Source organism: Novosphingobium sp. NDB2Meth1, assembly GCF_900117425.1.
Lineage (GTDB): Bacteria > Pseudomonadota > Alphaproteobacteria > Sphingomonadales > Sphingomonadaceae > Novosphingobium.
This window is the reverse complement of the sequence record NZ_FPEH01000015.1, coordinates 193,673-210,474: the sequence shown is the minus strand read 5'-3', so window position 1 is coordinate 210,474 and position 16,802 is coordinate 193,673. Positions and strand designations below refer to the sequence as shown.

The following is a 16,802-nucleotide window of genomic DNA, read 5'->3' as shown; positions in this document are numbered from 1 at the left end:
GGATTTGAGACGGCATGAGCTGGACGGACGAGCGGATCGAGAAGCTGACCAAGATGTGGGAAGGCGGCGCCACCGCCAGCCAGATCGCCGAAGAACTGGGCGGGGTCAGCCGCAACGCTGTCATCGGCAAGGCGCATCGCCTTGGCCTCAAGGCGCGCCCATCCCCGGTCAAGCCGAACGAGAAGGCCGAGCCTGCGCCTGCTGCCAAGGCCCCGCGCCCAGCGCCTGAACCTGCCGCCGCGCCCGCCGAACCGCGCGCCGCCACGCCGCGCCCGGCCTCGGCCCAGGCCCAGCCAGCGCCAGCCAGCCCTACGCCTGCGCCCCGCGCGCCTGCCGCGCCGGTCGAGGCCGCACCGGCTCCCGCCGCGCCGGTACCTGCCGCATCGGCTGATGCTCCCGCCGCCCCGCCGCAGCCGCGCATCGTCTCGGTCGGCCCCGGCGGCTTTCTGCGACAGGGCCCCGGTGACCAGCAGGCGCCGATTCCCCCTGCCCCGCCGCGCCGCCTCGTGCCTGCGCGCCCGAGCCAGGAAGTTGCCGACAAGACCAGCCTGCTCGATCTCAACGACCGCATCTGCCGCTGGCCGATGGGCCATCCCGGCGAGCCGGACTTCCACTTCTGCGGCGACAAGGTGAACCCCGGCTTCCCCTACTGCGTCGAACATTGCGGCCGCGCCTATCAGGCGCAGCTGCCGCGCGGCCATCGCCGTCCGCCGCCGCCGATGCCGTTCGGCGGGCCGCGAGTGCGATAGATCCAGTTCGGAATGGCCAATGGGGCAAGCCCCGTCCGATAGGTTTGGGCAGCGCCATAAGTCCGTTCCGGTCTAAAAACCGCAGATTTGCCTCACTTTCAGCTCCCACCCGTGGTTAACCTCGGGTGGATACGGCCGTTCTTCCCGGCATGAGCGAACAGACATCAGACGAGAACGCGCGCAAGTCGCGCTGGTGGCAGTGGTTCAGCGGGAGCGCGGAAGCAGACGCCGATGAACCGGGCATGGAGCCGCAGATTTCGCGTGAGCTTACCGCACGCGAGGTGTGGCTTCCGGCCAAACGGCGGATGATCAGCAAAATTGCCGATTTCCTAATCGATCACGATCTCGAAGTCCTGCCGATGACGCTGACGGTGGCTTACGAATGCGTCACCGGCGGAGCCCCCCGCCTCGCCCAGCTGATCCTGGAGCGCACCGAGAAGGGCCTCCCGATCACGCTGAGCTGGATCGAGGAGCAGCGCGGCGAAAGCACGCACGACAAGAACGGCGAAGCACTGGCCGTGCTGATGAGCCGGCTGGAGGACAGCCTCGACGAGTTCAGCAAGACCACCAGCGGCGCTCGCAATGCGACGAGCGAGTACAGCAGTGCACTCAAGCAGCATGTCGATGAACTCGAAGGCGTCGGTCGTGCCGGTGTCGTCATCACCGAACTTGCCGCACTGACCCGGGCGATGATGGAACGCAGCATCGCCATCGAGAACGAACTCGCCTGCAGCGAACGCCGCGCCGAAGTGCTGCAAAGCTCGCTCGAGGAAACCCGCCGGATGGCCGACATGGACCACCTGACCGGCCTGCCCAACCGCCGAGCCTTCGATCACATGCTGGACCGCGAAATGCGCGAGGCGCGCGAGGCCGGGGAAACGCTCTGCGTCGCATTCGTCGATATCGATCATTTCAAACGCGTGAACGACACCCACGGCCATCCCGCCGGGGACCGCGTGCTCAAGTTCGTCGGCGAGACGCTCAACCGCATCGCCGATGCGCGCTGCTTCGTCGCCCGCCACGGCGGCGAGGAGTTTGCCGTCATCTGGCGCAACCACACCGTTGAAAAGGCGTGGAAGAAGCTTGATGCGGCACGGGAAGATATCGCGGACCGCCGACTGATCAACCGTGCCAATGACACGCCGTTCGGCAAGATCACCTTTTCGGGCGGCATCGCCGATGTCTTTGCCTATCCGGAAAAGAGTGCGGCATTGAAGGCGGCGGACGAGGCGCTCTATCTTGCCAAGCAATCGGGCCGCAACCGTATTCTCAAGGCCGGCGAGGACCCGGGCCCGCTGGTGAAGGCGGCCTGAGGAGGAACACGACATAGCCCGCAAAGCGCCGGTCCCGTGCCAGCGCGGCGGGCGGAGTCCACTCGCCGCCTTCGACCAGCGCGATCTTGTGGGTCAGCGGCAGTGTGTCGATCCGGCGGAACCACGCGGCATAGCCGGGTATCGTGGTGCGGCCCTGATAGGTCTGGATCACCACTTCATCAACCAGCCCGTCAAGCCGCGCCAATTCCGCCGGATCGCCGTTCGCGCTCCAGTCGAGCAAGCCGGTGATCGAGAGCCGCGTGCCGGGCGGCAATTCGCGCCGGACCTGCCCGAGGAAAGCGCGATAGCGGTCCAGCCCCGGCGTCGCCGCATCGAAATCGATCTGCAATCCTTCGAGCCGGTTGCCCGCCGCCCGCCACCGCGCCAGCATCGCGCGTAACGCATCCCACACCTGCGCATTCCAATCGAGCCGCTCGGCCCTGACGGTCAGCCAGACCCTGGCGAGGCGCACATGCGGCACACCCGCCCGCATATCGACAAGCTGCGCCGTTCCGCCGCGCCGGATTTCGCCGCCGAGAATGTAGAGCTCGCGCGCCCTGCCGACCGCAGGCGGCGGCGGCACCCCGGCCCAGAGGAAGAAGCGGTCAAAGCGCGCCGGATCGACCGGCTGCGGCGCCTCGGTGCCTCGACACGCCCCGAGCGCGAGCGCAGCCAGCAGCGCCGCCCAGCCGCGCCTCACCAATAATACTTCAGCTTCTGCGCCCAGGGACTCTTCGGGAATTCGCGCTTCAGCCGATCATACCAACCCTTGCGCACCGGTTTGTCCACGTCATCGCCGCCGCAACTGTTGTAGCCCGAGGGCCCATAGCAGTTGACCGCGCGGTAGAGCGCATAGGCGCGGTCTCCCGGCGTGCTGCGCGGATCGGCGATGACGCCAGCGTAGATCGCACCGCGCGCCAGCGGCCGGCCGGGAAAGTCGTTCGCCGCCCCGCCGAGCAGTCCCTTGGACGGCGTCGTATCGAGTGTGGTGAACCCGTCGAAATTGTTGAGCCGCCAGAACTCGCCGAGGCACAGCCGCGCATGGATATCCTGCGGGTTCGCCGCCAGCGTGGCAACTGTCCCCAACAGCGCCGGACAGGCAAACCCGGCCTGCGCCGTCCTGCCCTTGGCAAACAGGCCGAGCGGCGCCGTCGTACCCGGCGCAAAGCCCCACAGCCCGTCGGTTGGCGCATCGGCACGCACCAGCGACTGGTTGGCGCGGAACCCGGCGTAGTCGCCCCGGCTGAGCTGCTTGTAGAGCAAGGTGAACAGCGCCGTATCGCGCTGCTCCTGCGGGTTCGCGACATCGAGCGCCACGCGGCGCAGCAGCGCGGGACCGGCCGAGTGAGTCATCAGGATATCGCGGATCATCCGGTCGGTGATCGGCGACCCGGGGGCGAATACTGCCCCCAACCTGCCATGCCGCTCCCAGTTCATTGCAAGGCCCAGCTCGACCGTCGGCCGCTGCCACAGCGCCTTGGCCCCACCGAGCAGTTCGAGCCAGAAACCCGCCTCATTGGGATCGCCCTTCGCCGCCAGCGCCTGCCCGCGCAGGACCTGCCGGCTGAACGCGAGCGGCGTGTAGCTGGGCCGCTTCGCATCGTCCGGGATTAGCTGCAGCACCCGCGCATAGTCCTTGGCGACATAGAACGCGTGGTTGGCCTGCAGGAATGCATAGAGCTGCGGCGCACGCAGGAAGCTTGCCTGCTGGCTCGCCAGCACGTCGGCGCCGAGCGGGTTCTCCCCGCCTCCCATGTCGTAGCGGTCATCCGGATTGGCAACCCGCATGGCCGTGAGGTCCGCCGCCGCCAGCAGCAACAGCCCTCCCCCGCGCGGGTTGGGGTTGTCGCTGGTGGACAGGTACTTGCCGTCCGCCTCGTTGATCAGGCCGACGAGCACCTCGCCGTCGGTCAGCACCGCCGCGAGCAGGCTCTCGTAGCGCTCGCCGAGCGCCGCGAAATCGCCGGTCAGCCACATCGCGCGGCGCTCCAGCCCCCGCGCGGATTCGGCATAGCGGCCCTTGGGCCAGGCCTTCAGATAGTCAGCGAGCGCCGTCCGGCCGCGCTGGGCCGCAGCCTTGTCGACAGACTTGAGGCCATCAAAAAAGCCATACTGATCAATGCTCTTTGCCAGAGCCAGGCGCAGCTCCGCGCGCGCGACCATGTAGCGCGCGGTCTCCGCCACCCACGGGTCGGGCGCACCGGTCAGCGCGGCATAAGCCTTGGCGGCGTCTGCATAGCGTTCGGCGTAAAAGGCATCCGAGGCGGCGAGGTAGCCGAGGAACGCCTTGCCCGGCGCGCTGCTCACCGCGATCCCCGGCAGCACTTCGGGCAGCGTGCTGTCGCTGCACCGCGCGACCATCTTCTCGCGCGCGGCGGTGAGCGTGCTGCGCTCCGCCGCCGGCAGCGCGCGATTGGCGCCGAGAGCCGCCGCAAAGTCCGGCGCCCCGCTACGAAACCAGTCGCAAGGGCCGCTTATCACCTCCGCCGCGGCCGCCGCGTTGGGATCGAGCTCCGGCACCCAGGTACGCGTCACCATGCCCCAATCGAGGAACGTGTGGCCAAAGCCCTCCTCGTCGTACTCCGGCTTGGGATAATCACCCCCGCCCGTCACTGCGCCGGTCAGGCCCAACCCCGCAGAATCCCGCAACAGCGCCAGCAGGTTCACCCGGCTGTCATTCCCCGGCGCGATCACTACGCGATTGTGGCAGACCTGCGCCCCGCCGAACAGCGACCAGTTGGGATCGCAGCCGACATCCGCACAGGCCAGCGCCGCGCCCGATGAGGCCAGCAGCCCCGCCAGAATTGCGCCCTTGGTGAGCCGCAGCCGCATCGTCTCTCTCCCGAATCCAGTCCGGCCAATGCTCTCCCGCCGCCCGCGCCGAGGCAAGAAAAAAGGGCCCGCAGCCAGCTGCGAGCCCCTCGTTCGGTTTGGCCTGAAGCCGGACGATCAGTCGTCAGACTTGAGGAACGCCGGCATGTGATCGCCGCCGCCTTCGCCGCCGCCACGCGGGCCGCGATCACGATCACGGCCGCCGTCGCGACCGCCGCCGCCATCACGGCGCGGACCGCGATCACGGCCACCGGGGCCGCGGCGGTCACCACCGCGATCGCCGCGATCACCACGCGGCTCGCGCGGTTCGCGGGGCGGACGGGTATCTTCGAGCTCGGCGCCGGTCTCCTGATCGACAACGCGCATGGAAAGGCGAACCTTGCCGCGCGGATCGATCTCGAGAACCTTGACCTTCACGGCCTGGCCTTCCTTGACCACATCGGTGGGCTTCTCGACCCGCTCGTTGCGCATCTCGGAGACGTGGACGAGGCCGTCCTTCCCGCCCATGAAGTTCACGAACGCGCCGAAATCGACGATGTTCACGACCTTGCCATCATAGATCTTGCCGACTTCGGCCTCTTCCACGATGCCGAGGATCCACTTCTTCGCCGCCTCGATCTGGTTGATGTCCGAGGAGCTGATCTTGATCACGCCCTCGTCGTCGATATCCACCTTGGCGCCGGTCTCGGCGACGATCTCGCGGATCACCTTGCCGCCGGTGCCGATCACTTCGCGGATCTTCGACTTGTCGATCTGGATCGTCTCGATGCGCGGAGCATGCGCCGAAAGCTCGCTGCGGGCAGAACCCAGCGCCTTGGTCATCTCACCCAAGATATGCGCACGGCCTTCGCTGGCCTGCTTGAGCGCGACCTCGAAGATTTCCTTCGTGATCCCGGCTACCTTGATGTCCATCTGCATCGTGGTGATGCCGGCGCTGGTGCCCGCAACCTTGAAGTCCATGTCGCCGAGGTGGTCCTCGTCGCCCAGAATATCCGAAAGGACCGCAAAGTCCTTGCCTTCAAGGATAAGGCCCATCGCGATGCCCGAAACCGGACGCTCGATCGGAACGCCCGCATCCATCATCGAAAGGCAGCCACCGCAGACGGTGGCCATCGACGATGAGCCGTTCGATTCGGTCACGTCCGAGAGAACGCGGATCGTGTAGGGGAAGTCTTCCTTGCTCGGCAGCACCGGGTGCAGCGCGCGCCATGCCAGCTTGCCGTGGCCGACTTCGCGGCGGCCCGGCGCACCGAAACGGCCAACTTCGCCAACCGAGTACGGCGGGAAGTTGTAGTGCAGCATGAAGCGCTGATACGAGAGGCCGTCGAGCCCGTCGATCATCTGCTCGGCATCCTTGGTGCCCAGCGTGGTGGTGCAGATCGTCTGCGTCTCACCGCGCGTGAACAGCGCCGAACCGTGGGTGCGCGGCAGGAAGCCGACCATCGATTCGATCGGGCGGACCTGCGTGACCGAGCGGCCGTCGATGCGCGTGCCGTCCTTGAGGATGGCGCCGCGCACGATGTCCGCCTCGACCTTCTTCATGGTCTTGATCGCAACCATCTGGGTCTGCGGGGTCTCGTCCGCGAACGCAGCCTTCGCCTTGGCGCGGGCCTCGTTCAGCGCGTTCGAACGCGCCGACTTGTCGGTCAGCTTGTAGGCGGCGGCAACGTCGGCGCCGACGATGTCCTTGAGCTTCTTCTTGATGTCGGCGGTGTTGTCCGAAAGGTCAATTTCCCAAGGATCCTTCGCGGCCTTCTCGGCCAGCGCGATGATCGCGCCGACAACCTTGCGGCATTCATCGTGCGCGAACATTACCGCGCCGAGCATCTCGTCCTCGGTCAGTTCCTTGGCTTCCGATTCCACCATCATCACGGCCTGGTCGGTCGCGGCGACGACGAGATCGAGGCGGCCTTCGGCAACCTGCGCCATCGACGGGTTGAGCTGGTACTCGCCATCCTTGAAGCCGACGCGCGCGGCGCCGATCGGGCCCATGAACGGCACGCCCGAAATGGTCAGCGCAGCCGAAGCGGCGATCATCGCGACGATATCGGGCTCGGTCTCGCCGTCATAGCTCATCACCTGGGCGATGACGTTGATTTCGTTGTAGAAGCCTTCGGGGAACAGCGGGCGGACCGGACGGTCGATCAGGCGGGAAACCAGCGTTTCCTTTTCCGTCGCGCCGCGTTCGCGCTTGAAGAAGCCGCCCGGGATGCGCCCGGCGGCCGAGAACTTTTCCTGGTAGTGCACGGTCAGCGGGAAGAAGTCCTGGCCTTCCTTCACCGACTTGGCGGCAGTCACCGCGCAAAGCACGACAGTTTCGCCATACGTGGCGAGGACCGCGCCGTCAGCCTGACGGGCAATGCGGCCGGTTTCCAGAGTGAGGGTCTTCCCGCCCCACTCCAGCGATACGGTTTTGACGTCGAACATGTGTTTTCCTTCAGCCCGCCGCCCTATTGCGCGCGGGGTTTGCTGCCGGGTGTGCCGTCCCGGTCCGGTGCGGGGCGCTGGTCTGGCCCCATGGGATGCGTCCGCCGGCCGGATTGCCGGACAGTCGCCACATGCAAAAAGCGGCCCGCCTTGGGGCCGCTTCCTGCTTGGTTACTTGCGCAGACCGAGCTTCTGGATGAGGGCATTGTAGCGCTCCACATCCTTCTTCTTCAGATAGTCGAGCAGCGAGCGCCGCTTGTTGACCATCATCAGCAGCCCGCGGCGCGAATGGTTGTCCTTGTGGTGAGCCTTGAAGTGCTCGGTCAGGGTCTGGATGCGGCTGGTCAGGATGGCGACCTGCACTTCCGGCGAACCCGTGTCATTGGCCGCGCGGGCGTTGTCCGCGATGATGGCCTGCTTCTTTTCAGCGGTAACCGACATTGTACTTACTCCGCGACATCGGGAAGATTGAAACCCCGTACAACGGTCAGGCTCATGCCTGAAAGCTGAACCAAGGCGACCGGAACAGTACCGGAGCGCACCCAGTAAAGCCCGTCGTTATGGGGCAGCCCGTCAAGAACGCGGCCCTGGCGGACCGCCCTTGCCTGCTCGGGCGTGAGGTCAAGAGCCGGGATGTCGACCAGCCCTGCCTCCAGCGGCAAGAGGATATGTTCAAGGGGTGCGCCCTTACCCACATCGTTCAATTTGTCCAGCGAAATCGCCTGAGCGAGGCCGAACGGACCCGCGCGCAGGCGGCGCAGCATGGTGACATGGCCGACCGTGCCGAGGGCATATGCAATGTCCCTTGCGAGGCTGCGGATATAGGTGCCCTTGGAAACATGGGCGATCAGGGTAATCTCGCTTTCGCCGACGTGCCCGGCGGTGAGCGAATGGACCGTCACCGAACGGCTCTTCATCTCGACCGCTTCGCCCGCGCGGGCCCGGTCATAGGCCCGCTCGCCATCGATGAGGATCGCCGAATAGGCTGGCGGCACTTGCTCGATCGGGCCGGTAAAGCACGTCAGAATGGCGGTGACTGCTTCCGGCGCAGGCCGCACATCGCTTGTCGCGATGACTTTGCCTTCCAGATCGAGCGTATCTGTCTCCTCACCGAATCGCACGGTGAACGCATATTCCTTGCTGGCATCAAGCATCCGCCCCGCAAGCTTGGTTGCCTCCCCCACCGCGATGGGAAGAATGCCCGTCGCCAGCGGATCGAGCGTGCCGCCATGGCCAACCTTGACCTTGCCGTAACCCGCCTGCCGCAAGTTGCGCTTCACTGCCGCCACGGCCTGCGTCGAACCGAGGCCGTGTGGCTTGTCCAGAATGATCCAACCGCTGGTCAATCGAGTTCAGGTCCCGCCACCAGCACGATGATGTGCTCGAACTGCGAGAGCATCCATTCCATCGGCGGGCCGACCAGCCGGTCGACGATGTGCAGCCCCGGAAAGGCCCAGGGCAGCACGATGAACACGATCATGAACAGCGGAATGCCCACCGGTTCGATCCGGTCGAGCAGCCGCACCCCAGCGGCCGGAGAAAGCCCGCGCACGATGCGCGAACCATCGAACGGCGGCAGCGGCAGCAGGTTGAATGTGCCGAGGAACACGTTGATCGCGATGAAGTTCTTGAGGTTGTCCGCGACGAAAAGCGTGCCCCAGCCCGGCGTCCCCTGCGGATCGACCCCACGCAGCAGCAGCCCGAACGCGACAGCAGACAGCGCCGCCAGCACGAAATTCGTCAGCGGCCCCGCCGCCGCGACGAACGCCATGTCGCGCTTGGGGTTACGCAGCCGGGCATAGCTCACCGGCACCGGCTTGGCCCAGCCGAACACCGGCAGGCCAAGCAGCTTGAGCGTGCCAGGCAGGATCAGCGTGCCCATCGGATCGACATGCTTCAACGGATTGAGGCTCAGCCGCCCGCGCTCATAGGCGGTCGGATCCCCCAGCATCCGCGCCGCCCAGCCATGCGCGATCTCGTGCAGCACGATGGCGAACACCATCGGCACCACCAGCGTGGCGATCAGATAGGGTGTGCTCATCACGCGCGGGTCGCCTGCCAGTCCTCGCGCAGCAAACCGTAGATCGCGGTATCGCGCACGCGCCCGTTCCACGTCTTGCGCTCGCGCCGCATGATCCCTTCCTCGACCGCACCCAGCTTGCGCACGGCAGCACGGCTGCGAGTGTTGATCACGTCTACCTTGAACACCACGCGCTCCAGCCCGCAAGCAAACACATGGTCGATCATCAGCCGCTTCAATTGCCCGTTGAAGCCGGTGCTGCGCAGCGACGGCACGATGAAGCTGTTGCCGATCTCGATCGACCAGCCCGGATCGCCGAACCCGATCCACGCGGTCATGCCGACCACCACGCCATCCTGCAGGACGACATAGACGCAGCGCCCAGGTGGGCCTGCCAGCAGGCTGTCAAACTGCGGATCGAAATGCTCGCCGACATAGCAGAACGGATAGATCGCCCAGATCTCGCTGTCTTGGGCACAGGCACTGCGCAGCGCCTCGCGGTGCTCCTCGCGCAGCGGCTCGATACGCAGATTGCCGTCCTCAAGCGGAACATAGAGCGCATCGATGCTCATCGTGCGCGGCGGCCAAGGGCGACGTGGCGGAAAGGGAGGCTTGTCATGCTCACGGTGACATAGGCATTGCACCGGGAAAGCCAAGCGCCTGTGCCGAATTCCTGTCCGTCACGGTCCATTCATACAAGGTCCACAAGAATGACCGGCATGCTCTCCGCGCTGACCCGCCTGCTCGCCGCCTTTGCGTCCCTCGCGCTATTCCTGTCACCAATGGCGGCAATGGCCGGCGACTTGCGCTACGTCGTCGACAAGGCCGCCAGCCGCGTCGATGCCAAAGTCGCGTTCTTCGGGATCGCCTCGAAGACGGCGAGCTTTCCGGACATGTCCGGCACGTTCAATCTCTCGTTCGCCGATCTCGAGGCGCTCGACATGGTCGTCGATATCGACGCGCGCACGCTCACGACCGGGGATTCGCAAGCCAAGACGCTGAAAGGCAAGAACTTTTTCGACGTCGCGCATTACCCCACCGTGCGATTCGTCGGGCAGCGCATCAAGATGACCGGCGACAAGACCGCCGATGTGGAAGGCCGGATCACCGCGCGCGGCGTCACCCGGCCGATCAAGCTGGCGGTCACCTTCTCGGTTCCGCCCTACTCCACCGGCGGCACGCAGCCGATCTCGATCGTCGGCACCGGGGTGATCGACCGGCGCCAGTTCGGGATGACGGCCTATCCCTTCATCATCGGTTCGATGGTCAAGGTCACCATCCGCGCCCGGATGGTGCCGAACTAGTCCGGCGCGATGTCCCGCGCCACGCGCGGATCGGCGAGCAGCTTGTCGATATGACCCGCCACATCGAAGCTCTCGTCCGCCAGGAACTTGACCTTGGCGGCGTACTTCAGCCGCAGCCGCTGGGCCACTTCCTTCTGGAAATAGGCTGTATTGGTGCGCAGTGCCTTGAGCACCGCTTCCTCGTTCGCCCCCAGCAGCGGCTTGATATAGGCCGTCGCGTGGCGAAGATCGGGCGACATGCGCACTTCGGTCACCGAGACGCTGTGCGCGGTGAGCACGTCGTCATGCACTTCCTGCCGCATCAGCAGTTCCGAAAGGATGTGCCGCACTTGCTCGCCCACCTTGAGCAGGCGGACCGAGCGCGTTTCCGGGGATGCAGGCTGCTTGGCCATCGTCGTACGTCTATCCTTCAGCCCATCTTCGCCAGAATGCGGGCGAGCGAGCGCATGTTTCGTGCCGTCCCGCGCCGTCCGAGCCGGCGTTCGAGGAACGCGCCCGTCAGCCGGCTTGTCCCGACACCGTCTACGTAATCGATATAGAGACTGCGCGGCCCGATCGCGAGCCTTTCGCGCCCGCGCCCCTCGTGATCCTCCACCAGCACGCGAAACTGCGCCTGATCGACCTCGCCATCAAGGAACAGCGTATGGACCTTGGCTTCATCGCCATCGGCAGCAAAGGGATTGCCTTCGATGGCCTGGCGCAGCTCGTCCGCGCTCAGCACTGCCACCATCGAGCGGAAGCCGAAGCGGTCCATGACGATCCATTCGAGCATTTCGGCAAGGCCCTCGGTCGGGCGCTCCTCATGCTCGAACAGCACATTGCCGCTGGCGATCACCGTCTCGACCTGCTCGAGCCCCTCGCGCTCGAACGCCTCGCGCAGCTCCGCCATCGAGAGGCGGTTGCCACCGACATTGATTGAGCCAAGCAGGGCGACGTAGCGGGGCATTTCAGTTCCGAGCGACAAGCCAAATGAAAACCGGAACTGCGGCCATGAAGCCGAGCCCAATCAAAATCAGCCAAGCCGCCAAGGCCTTGGTGATTGTGCTTTCACGGTACGCCATGACTCAGTCTCCCCCCTCCCGCTTGCGGGAGGGGTTGGGGGTGGGTTTGCGACGCCGCGGCATGGACCGACGCGGCCTTGCGGCCACGTGCCCACCCCTAGCCCCCCCCGCAAGCGGGAGGGGAACCCTCACAGCGTGCGCACGCGCTCCTCGACCTCGAAGACTTCAAGCTGATCGCCCGGCTTCACGTCGTTCGTATCGGCCAGCACCACACCGCACTCGAGGCCCGCACGCACTTCCGGAACGTCGTCCTTGAAGCGGCGCAGCGAGTGGATGAGCGTCTGCGAGATGATGACATCGTTGCGGGTAAGGCGCGCATTGATGCCCTTGCGGATGAAGCCTTCGACCACGAGCAGACCGGCGGCCTTGTCGCGCTTGCCGGCGGGGAACACTTCCTTGACCTCGGCACGGCCGACCACGGTCTCGATCCGCTCCGGCCCGAGCTGGCCGGCCATTTCGAGGCGGATGTCGTCCGTCAGCTGGTAGATCACGTCGAAGTACTTCATGCGCACCTTGAAGCGCTCGACCAGCTCGCGTGCCTTGGCGTTCGGGCGGACGTTGAAGCCGATGATCGGCGCGCCGCTCGCCTGCGCGAGGTTGACGTCGCTTTCGGTGATCGCGCCCACGCCCGAAGCGAGGATGCGGACCTTGATCTCGTCGGTCGAAATGCGGTTGAGCGCATTGACGATCGCCTCGGTCGAACCCTGCACATCGGCCTTCACCACCACCGGGTATTCGATGACAGTCTGCTTCGCGGCGAGCGCCGAGAACATGTTCTCGAGGCTCGTCGGCGCCTGCGCGGTGCGCTTGGCGGTTGCGCGCTCCTGGCGGTAGGCGGCGACCTCGCGGGCACGCGCCTCGTTCTCCACGACCGTCAGCGTATCGCCCGCCATCGGCACACCGCCGAGGCCAAGCACTTCGACCGGCAACGACGGAGGCGCTTCCTTGATCTGGCGGCCCTTGTCATCGTGCATCGCGCGGACGCGGCCCGACTGGGTGCCGACCACGAGGATGTCACCCACCTTGAGCGTGCCGCGATTGACCAGCACGGTCGCGAGCGGACCCTTGCCCTTGTCGAGCTTGGCCTCGATCACGGTGGCTTCCGCCGCACGGTCCGGGTTGGCGCGCAGTTCGAGCAGTTCGGCCTGGAGCAGGATCTTCTCGATCAGCTCGTCCATGCCCTGCCCGGTCTTGGCCGAAACCTCGACATCCTGCACGTCGCCCGACATTTCCTCGACCACGATTTCGTGTTCGAGCAGACGCTCGCGGATCTTCTGCGGGTTGGCCTCGTGCTTGTCGGCCTTGGTGATCGCCACGATCATCGGCACGCCGGCCGCCTTGGTGTGGTTGATCGCCTCGATCGTCTGCGGCATCAACCCGTCATCCGCCGCAACCACCAGAATGACGATGTCTGTCACGTTGGCGCCGCGCTGGCGCATTTCGGTGAAGGCTTCGTGGCCCGGCGTATCGAGGAAGGTGATGTGGTCACCGCTCTTCGTCTTGATCTGGTAGGCGCCGATATGCTGCGTGATGCCGCCGGCCTCGCCGCGCACCACGTCGGTGCCGCGCAGCGCGTCGAGCAGGCTGGTCTTGCCGTGGTCGACGTGGCCCATGATCGTGACCACCGGCGGACGCGGCTGCAGCGAGGTTTCTTCATCGACGTCCGCCGCAGTGTCGATGTCGACATCCGATTCGGACACGCGCTTGATATTGTGGCCGAATTCGGTGACGAGCAGTTCGGCGGTGTCCTGGTCGATGGTCTGGTTGATGGTGACCATCATGCCCATCTTGAACAGCGCCTTCACCAGGTCCGCCGCCTTTTCGGCCATGCGGTTGGCGAGATCCTGCACCGTGATCGCCTCGGGCACCACGACATCGCGCACCTGCTTCTCGCGCGGCTGCGACTGCCCGGCGAAGTGCGCACGGCGCTCCTTCTCGCGGGCGCGCTTGAGCGCGGCGAGGCTGCGGGCGCGGGCGCCTTCGTCCTCGTTGAGCGCGCGGGTGACGGTAAGCTTGCCGGCCTGACGGCGGTCGCCCGCACCCTTGTCGCGCGGGGCGTGCGCGGGCTTCTTGGCCGGCGGTTCGGGCCGCTTGGGCGCAACGACCGGAGTAAACCGGCGCGGCGCCGGTGCTACTGTTTCGGCAGCAGCAGCAGGCGCCTCGACTTCGGCAGGCGCGGCAGGAGCAGCAGCCACCGGCGCTTCAACCGGGGCCGGCGCTTCGGCAGCAGGTGCCTCGACCGGAGCAGGCGCGGGAGCCGGTGCTTCGACGGGCTCAGCCGCTTCGGCGGCCTCACCAGCCTTGCGCGCGTCAGCAGCGCGGCGTGCTTCCTCGGCGGCGCGCAAGCGTTCTTCCTGCTCGCGGCGGTTGGCGGCTTCAAGCGCCTGCAGACGGGCCTCTTCGGCTTCACGCAGAAGACGGGTCTGCATTTCCTGACGCGTCTCGCGCGAAGCGGCGGGCGGCGGCGGGGGCGGCGCGGGCGCGCGGACCGGCTGCGGCGCAGGCGCGACCGGCGCGGCTGCGACCGGAGCCGCTTCGGGCGCAGCAGGTGCGCCCTCACCCGGTGTGCGCGGCATCAGCTTGCGCCGCTTGACCTCGACGACGACCTTGTTGGTCCGCCCGTGGCTGAAGGTCTGCTTGACCTCGCCCGCCTCGACCGAAGTCTTGAGGCCCAGCGGCCTGCGGCCGAGCGTCGGCTTCTTGTCATCGCTCATCGAATTCACACACCCTTCGTATCAACAGTATCGCGCGCTGCCGGAGCAGCGGCGGTCAAGTCCCCAGCACGATCATGCTCAGACCCGAGAAAATGGAGCAGGCGCTGCAGCGGCACCGCGACTCGTTCGGCCGCGGCGGCATCGATCAGCGCCAGATGAACCACGTTGTCGCGGCCCAATGCCACAGACAGCGCCGCGCGGTCCAGCGGCAAGATGACACCCTTGAGACCGCTGCCTTCCGCTTCCTCGCCCACGCGCCAGGCCTGGGCAAGCTTGTTCGGGCCATCGGTTCCGGCGTCGCTGGCATGGGCAAGCCACGTCACCGCTCCGGCCCGTGCAGCCTGCGCGATCTTTTCCGTGCCAAGCACCATGTTGCCCGCGCGCAGTTCGATGCCGAGCCGGTCCAACAAGGCGCGCGTCAGCGCAGCGCGCGTCTTTTCCGCAAGGTCTGCCGGAATGGTCAGCGGCGCGCCCTTGAAGGCCCGCGCCAGCGCGCCGCGCAGCTTGCCGCCCGCGACAGCAGCCGCCAGCTCGTCCTCGCTCACACCGATCCACGCCCCCCGCCCCGGCGCGCGCGCCAGGGCATCGGGAAGCACATCGCCGGTGGGCGAAAGCGCCAGCCGCACGAGCTCACCGCGCGCGTCGTGGCGCCCGGTCAGCACGCATTTGCGCTCCGGCTGGGCCTCCTTTGCGGAAGTCCCGGCCGGCTTGGCGCCAGAGATGTCGGAGCTTAGCGCTTCATTGTGAGGATTCCGCATGGGCGGCCTCCTCAGCTGCTGGCTCGTCCTCGAACCAGTGCGCACGCGCAGCCATGATGATCTCGTTGCCCTGCTCTTCGCTCAGGCCATATTCGCCCAGCACGCCGCCCTTGTCCTCGGCGCGCTCGCTGCGCTCGCGGTCGCGGCGGGTTTCATTGTTGTTGCCGCGGCGTCGCTGCTCGCCTCCGCGCTTCTTGGCGATGAGCTCGTCGGTGGCGAGGTCGGCCAGATCGTCGAGCGTCTTGATGCCCGCCTTGCCAAGCGTGACCAGCATGGCCTCGGTGAGGTGCGGCAGTTCGGCAAGGTCGTCCTCGACGCCCAGCGCGCGGCGCTCCTCGCGCTGCGCTTCCTCGCGGCGTTCCAGCGCTTCAACGGCGCGGCTCTGCAGCTCCTGGCCCAGCTCCTCGTCGAAACCTTCGATGGCCGCCAGTTCGGCGATGTCGATGTAGGCAACTTCTTCCAGCTCGCTGAAGCCTTCGGCCACGAGCAGCTGCGAAAGCGTCTCGTCCACGTCGAGCTCTTCTTCGAACATCTTCGAGCGCTCGGCGAATTCCTTCTGGCGCTTCTCCGATGCTTCCGCCTCGGTCATGATATCGATCGCCGAACCCGTCAGCGACGAAGCAAGGCGCACGTTCTGGCCGCGGCGACCGATGGCGAGCGACAGCTGGTCATCGGGCACGACGACTTCGATGCGGCTTTCTTCCTCGTCGATCACCACGCGGCTGACGGTTGCGGGCTGGAGCGCGTTCACCACGAAGGTCGCGGTGTCCTCGCTCCACGGGATGATGTCGATCTTCTCGCCCTGCAGTTCCTGCACGACGGCCTGCACGCGGCTGCCCTTCATGCCGACGCAGGCGCCGACCGGGTCGATGCTGCTGTCGCGGCTGATCACGCCGATCTTGGCGCGCGAACCCGGATCGCGGGCAGCGGCCTTGATTTCGATGATGCCGTCGTAGATCTCGGGCACTTCCTGCGCGAACAGCTTCTTCATGAACTCGGGATGTGCGCGGCTCAGGAAGATCTGCGGACCGCGGTTCTGGCGCTCCACCTTCATGATCCAGGCCCGCACGCGCTCGCCGACGCGCGGCACTTCGCGCGGGATCTGCTGGTCGCGGCGGATCACGCCCTCGGCGCGGCCGAGGTTGACGATCACGTGGCCGAATTCGACCGACTTGATCACGCCGGTGATCACTTCGCCCGCGCGGTCCTTGAATTCTTCGTACTGGCGGTCACGCTCGGCATCGCGGACCTTCTGGAAGATCACCTGCTTGGCCGACTGCGCGTCGATGCGGCCGAGATCGACAGGCGGCAGCGGATCGACCAGGAAGTCGCCGATCTTGGCGCCCGGCTGCAGCTTTTCCGCGGCCTTGAGATCGACCTGCTTGAAGTAGTCCTCGACATGCTCGACCACCTCGACGACGCGCCACAGGCGCAGGTCGCCGGTGCGCGGATCGAGCTTGGCGCGGATGTCGTTCTCGGCGCCATAGCGGTTGCGCGCGGACTTCTGGATCGCTTCTTCCATCGCCTCGATGACGATGGACTTGTCGATCATCTTCTCGGTCGCGACGGAGTTCGCAATCGCGAGCAGCTCGGCGCGGTTGGCGGAAATCGCACTGGCCATGGC

General features: G+C 66.4%; 15 protein-coding genes. 3 read left to right on the top strand and 12 right to left on the bottom strand.

All coding sequences use genetic code 11. The features are described 5' to 3' along the window. Positions 1 to 14: 14 nt before the first annotated feature. Both NDB2M1_RS10535 and NDB2M1_RS10530 read left to right on the top strand, forming a co-directional pair. A complete protein-coding gene (locus tag NDB2M1_RS10535) occupies positions 15 to 749 on the top strand; it encodes a GcrA family cell cycle regulator (protein WP_072382076.1) in 735 nt (244 codons plus the stop codon). Positions 750 to 874: 125 nt separating this feature from the next. Beyond that, on the top strand, positions 875 to 2,062 hold the full coding sequence (locus NDB2M1_RS10530; RefSeq protein ID WP_253185845.1) for a GGDEF domain-containing protein: 1,188 nt from the start codon (positions 875 to 877) through the stop codon (positions 2,060 to 2,062). Here NDB2M1_RS10530 and NDB2M1_RS10525 read toward each other — a convergent pair. The 7 genes from NDB2M1_RS10525 to NDB2M1_RS10495 form a co-directional block, all read right to left on the bottom strand. Then, positions 2,019 to 2,762 (bottom strand): DUF3142 domain-containing protein, encoded by a 744-nt coding sequence (locus NDB2M1_RS10525; protein ID WP_253185844.1) that lies wholly within the window; start codon positions 2,760 to 2,762, stop codon positions 2,019 to 2,021. The two genes, NDB2M1_RS10530 and NDB2M1_RS10525, sit on opposite strands and share 44 nt — an antisense overlap. Then, the gene (locus tag NDB2M1_RS10520) at positions 2,759 to 4,894 is read right to left on the bottom strand and encodes a PA5441 family protein (RefSeq protein ID WP_072382070.1); all 2,136 of its coding nucleotides are present in this window, start codon (positions 4,892 to 4,894) and stop codon (positions 2,759 to 2,761) included. Before NDB2M1_RS10520 ends, NDB2M1_RS10525 begins: the two co-directional genes overlap by 4 nt. A gap of 117 nt (positions 4,895 to 5,011) precedes the next feature. After that, positions 5,012 to 7,321 carry a polyribonucleotide nucleotidyltransferase gene (pnp, locus tag NDB2M1_RS10515; RefSeq protein WP_072382068.1) on the bottom strand — a complete coding sequence of 770 codons (2,310 nt, stop codon included), beginning with the start codon at positions 7,319 to 7,321 and terminating at the stop codon, positions 5,012 to 5,014. Positions 7,322 to 7,492: 171 nt separating this feature from the next. Further along, positions 7,493 to 7,762 (bottom strand): 30S ribosomal protein S15, encoded by a 270-nt coding sequence (rpsO, locus tag NDB2M1_RS10510; protein WP_054120949.1) that lies wholly within the window; start codon positions 7,760 to 7,762, stop codon positions 7,493 to 7,495. A 5-nt stretch (positions 7,763 to 7,767) separates the two neighbouring features. Continuing rightward, positions 7,768 to 8,667, bottom strand: coding sequence for a tRNA pseudouridine(55) synthase TruB (truB, locus tag NDB2M1_RS10505; protein WP_072382066.1), 900 nt, complete (start codon positions 8,665 to 8,667; stop codon positions 7,768 to 7,770). Next, positions 8,664 to 9,362, bottom strand: coding sequence for a site-2 protease family protein (locus NDB2M1_RS10500; RefSeq protein WP_054120947.1), 699 nt, complete (start codon positions 9,360 to 9,362; stop codon positions 8,664 to 8,666). Before NDB2M1_RS10500 ends, truB begins: the two co-directional genes overlap by 4 nt. Then, positions 9,362 to 9,913 (bottom strand): GNAT family N-acetyltransferase, encoded by a 552-nt coding sequence (locus tag NDB2M1_RS10495; RefSeq protein ID WP_072382064.1) that lies wholly within the window; start codon positions 9,911 to 9,913, stop codon positions 9,362 to 9,364. Before NDB2M1_RS10495 ends, NDB2M1_RS10500 begins: the two co-directional genes overlap by 1 nt. Positions 9,914 to 10,051: 138 nt before the next feature. On the opposite strand from NDB2M1_RS10495, the gene NDB2M1_RS10490 reads away from it, so the two are divergent. Continuing rightward, complete coding sequence (locus NDB2M1_RS10490) at positions 10,052 to 10,645, top strand: YceI family protein (RefSeq protein WP_083554787.1); 594 nt, start codon at positions 10,052 to 10,054, stop codon at positions 10,643 to 10,645. On the opposite strand, the gene rbfA is transcribed toward NDB2M1_RS10490, so the two are convergent. The 5 genes from rbfA to nusA form a co-directional block, all read right to left on the bottom strand. After that, positions 10,642 to 11,037 carry a 30S ribosome-binding factor RbfA gene (gene rbfA / locus NDB2M1_RS10485; protein ID WP_072382062.1) on the bottom strand — a complete coding sequence of 132 codons (396 nt, stop codon included), beginning with the start codon at positions 11,035 to 11,037 and terminating at the stop codon, positions 10,642 to 10,644. The two genes, NDB2M1_RS10490 and rbfA, sit on opposite strands and share 4 nt — an antisense overlap. Before the next feature lie 17 nt (positions 11,038 to 11,054). Beyond that, a complete protein-coding gene (locus NDB2M1_RS10480) occupies positions 11,055 to 11,591 on the bottom strand; it encodes a DUF1697 domain-containing protein (protein ID WP_072382060.1) in 537 nt (178 codons plus the stop codon). Positions 11,592 to 11,834: 243 nt separating this feature from the next. Then, a complete protein-coding gene (gene infB / locus NDB2M1_RS10475) occupies positions 11,835 to 14,420 on the bottom strand; it encodes a translation initiation factor IF-2 (RefSeq protein WP_171955366.1) in 2,586 nt (861 codons plus the stop codon). 5 nt (positions 14,421 to 14,425) lie between these two features. Continuing rightward, positions 14,426 to 15,178 (bottom strand): DUF448 domain-containing protein, encoded by a 753-nt coding sequence (locus tag NDB2M1_RS10470; protein WP_072382056.1) that lies wholly within the window; start codon positions 15,176 to 15,178, stop codon positions 14,426 to 14,428. Continuing rightward, the gene (gene nusA, locus NDB2M1_RS10465; RefSeq protein ID WP_054120940.1) at positions 15,159 to 16,799 is read right to left on the bottom strand and encodes a transcription termination factor NusA; all 1,641 of its coding nucleotides are present in this window, start codon (positions 16,797 to 16,799) and stop codon (positions 15,159 to 15,161) included. Before nusA ends, NDB2M1_RS10470 begins: the two co-directional genes overlap by 20 nt. Positions 16,800 to 16,802 lie beyond the last annotated feature (3 nt).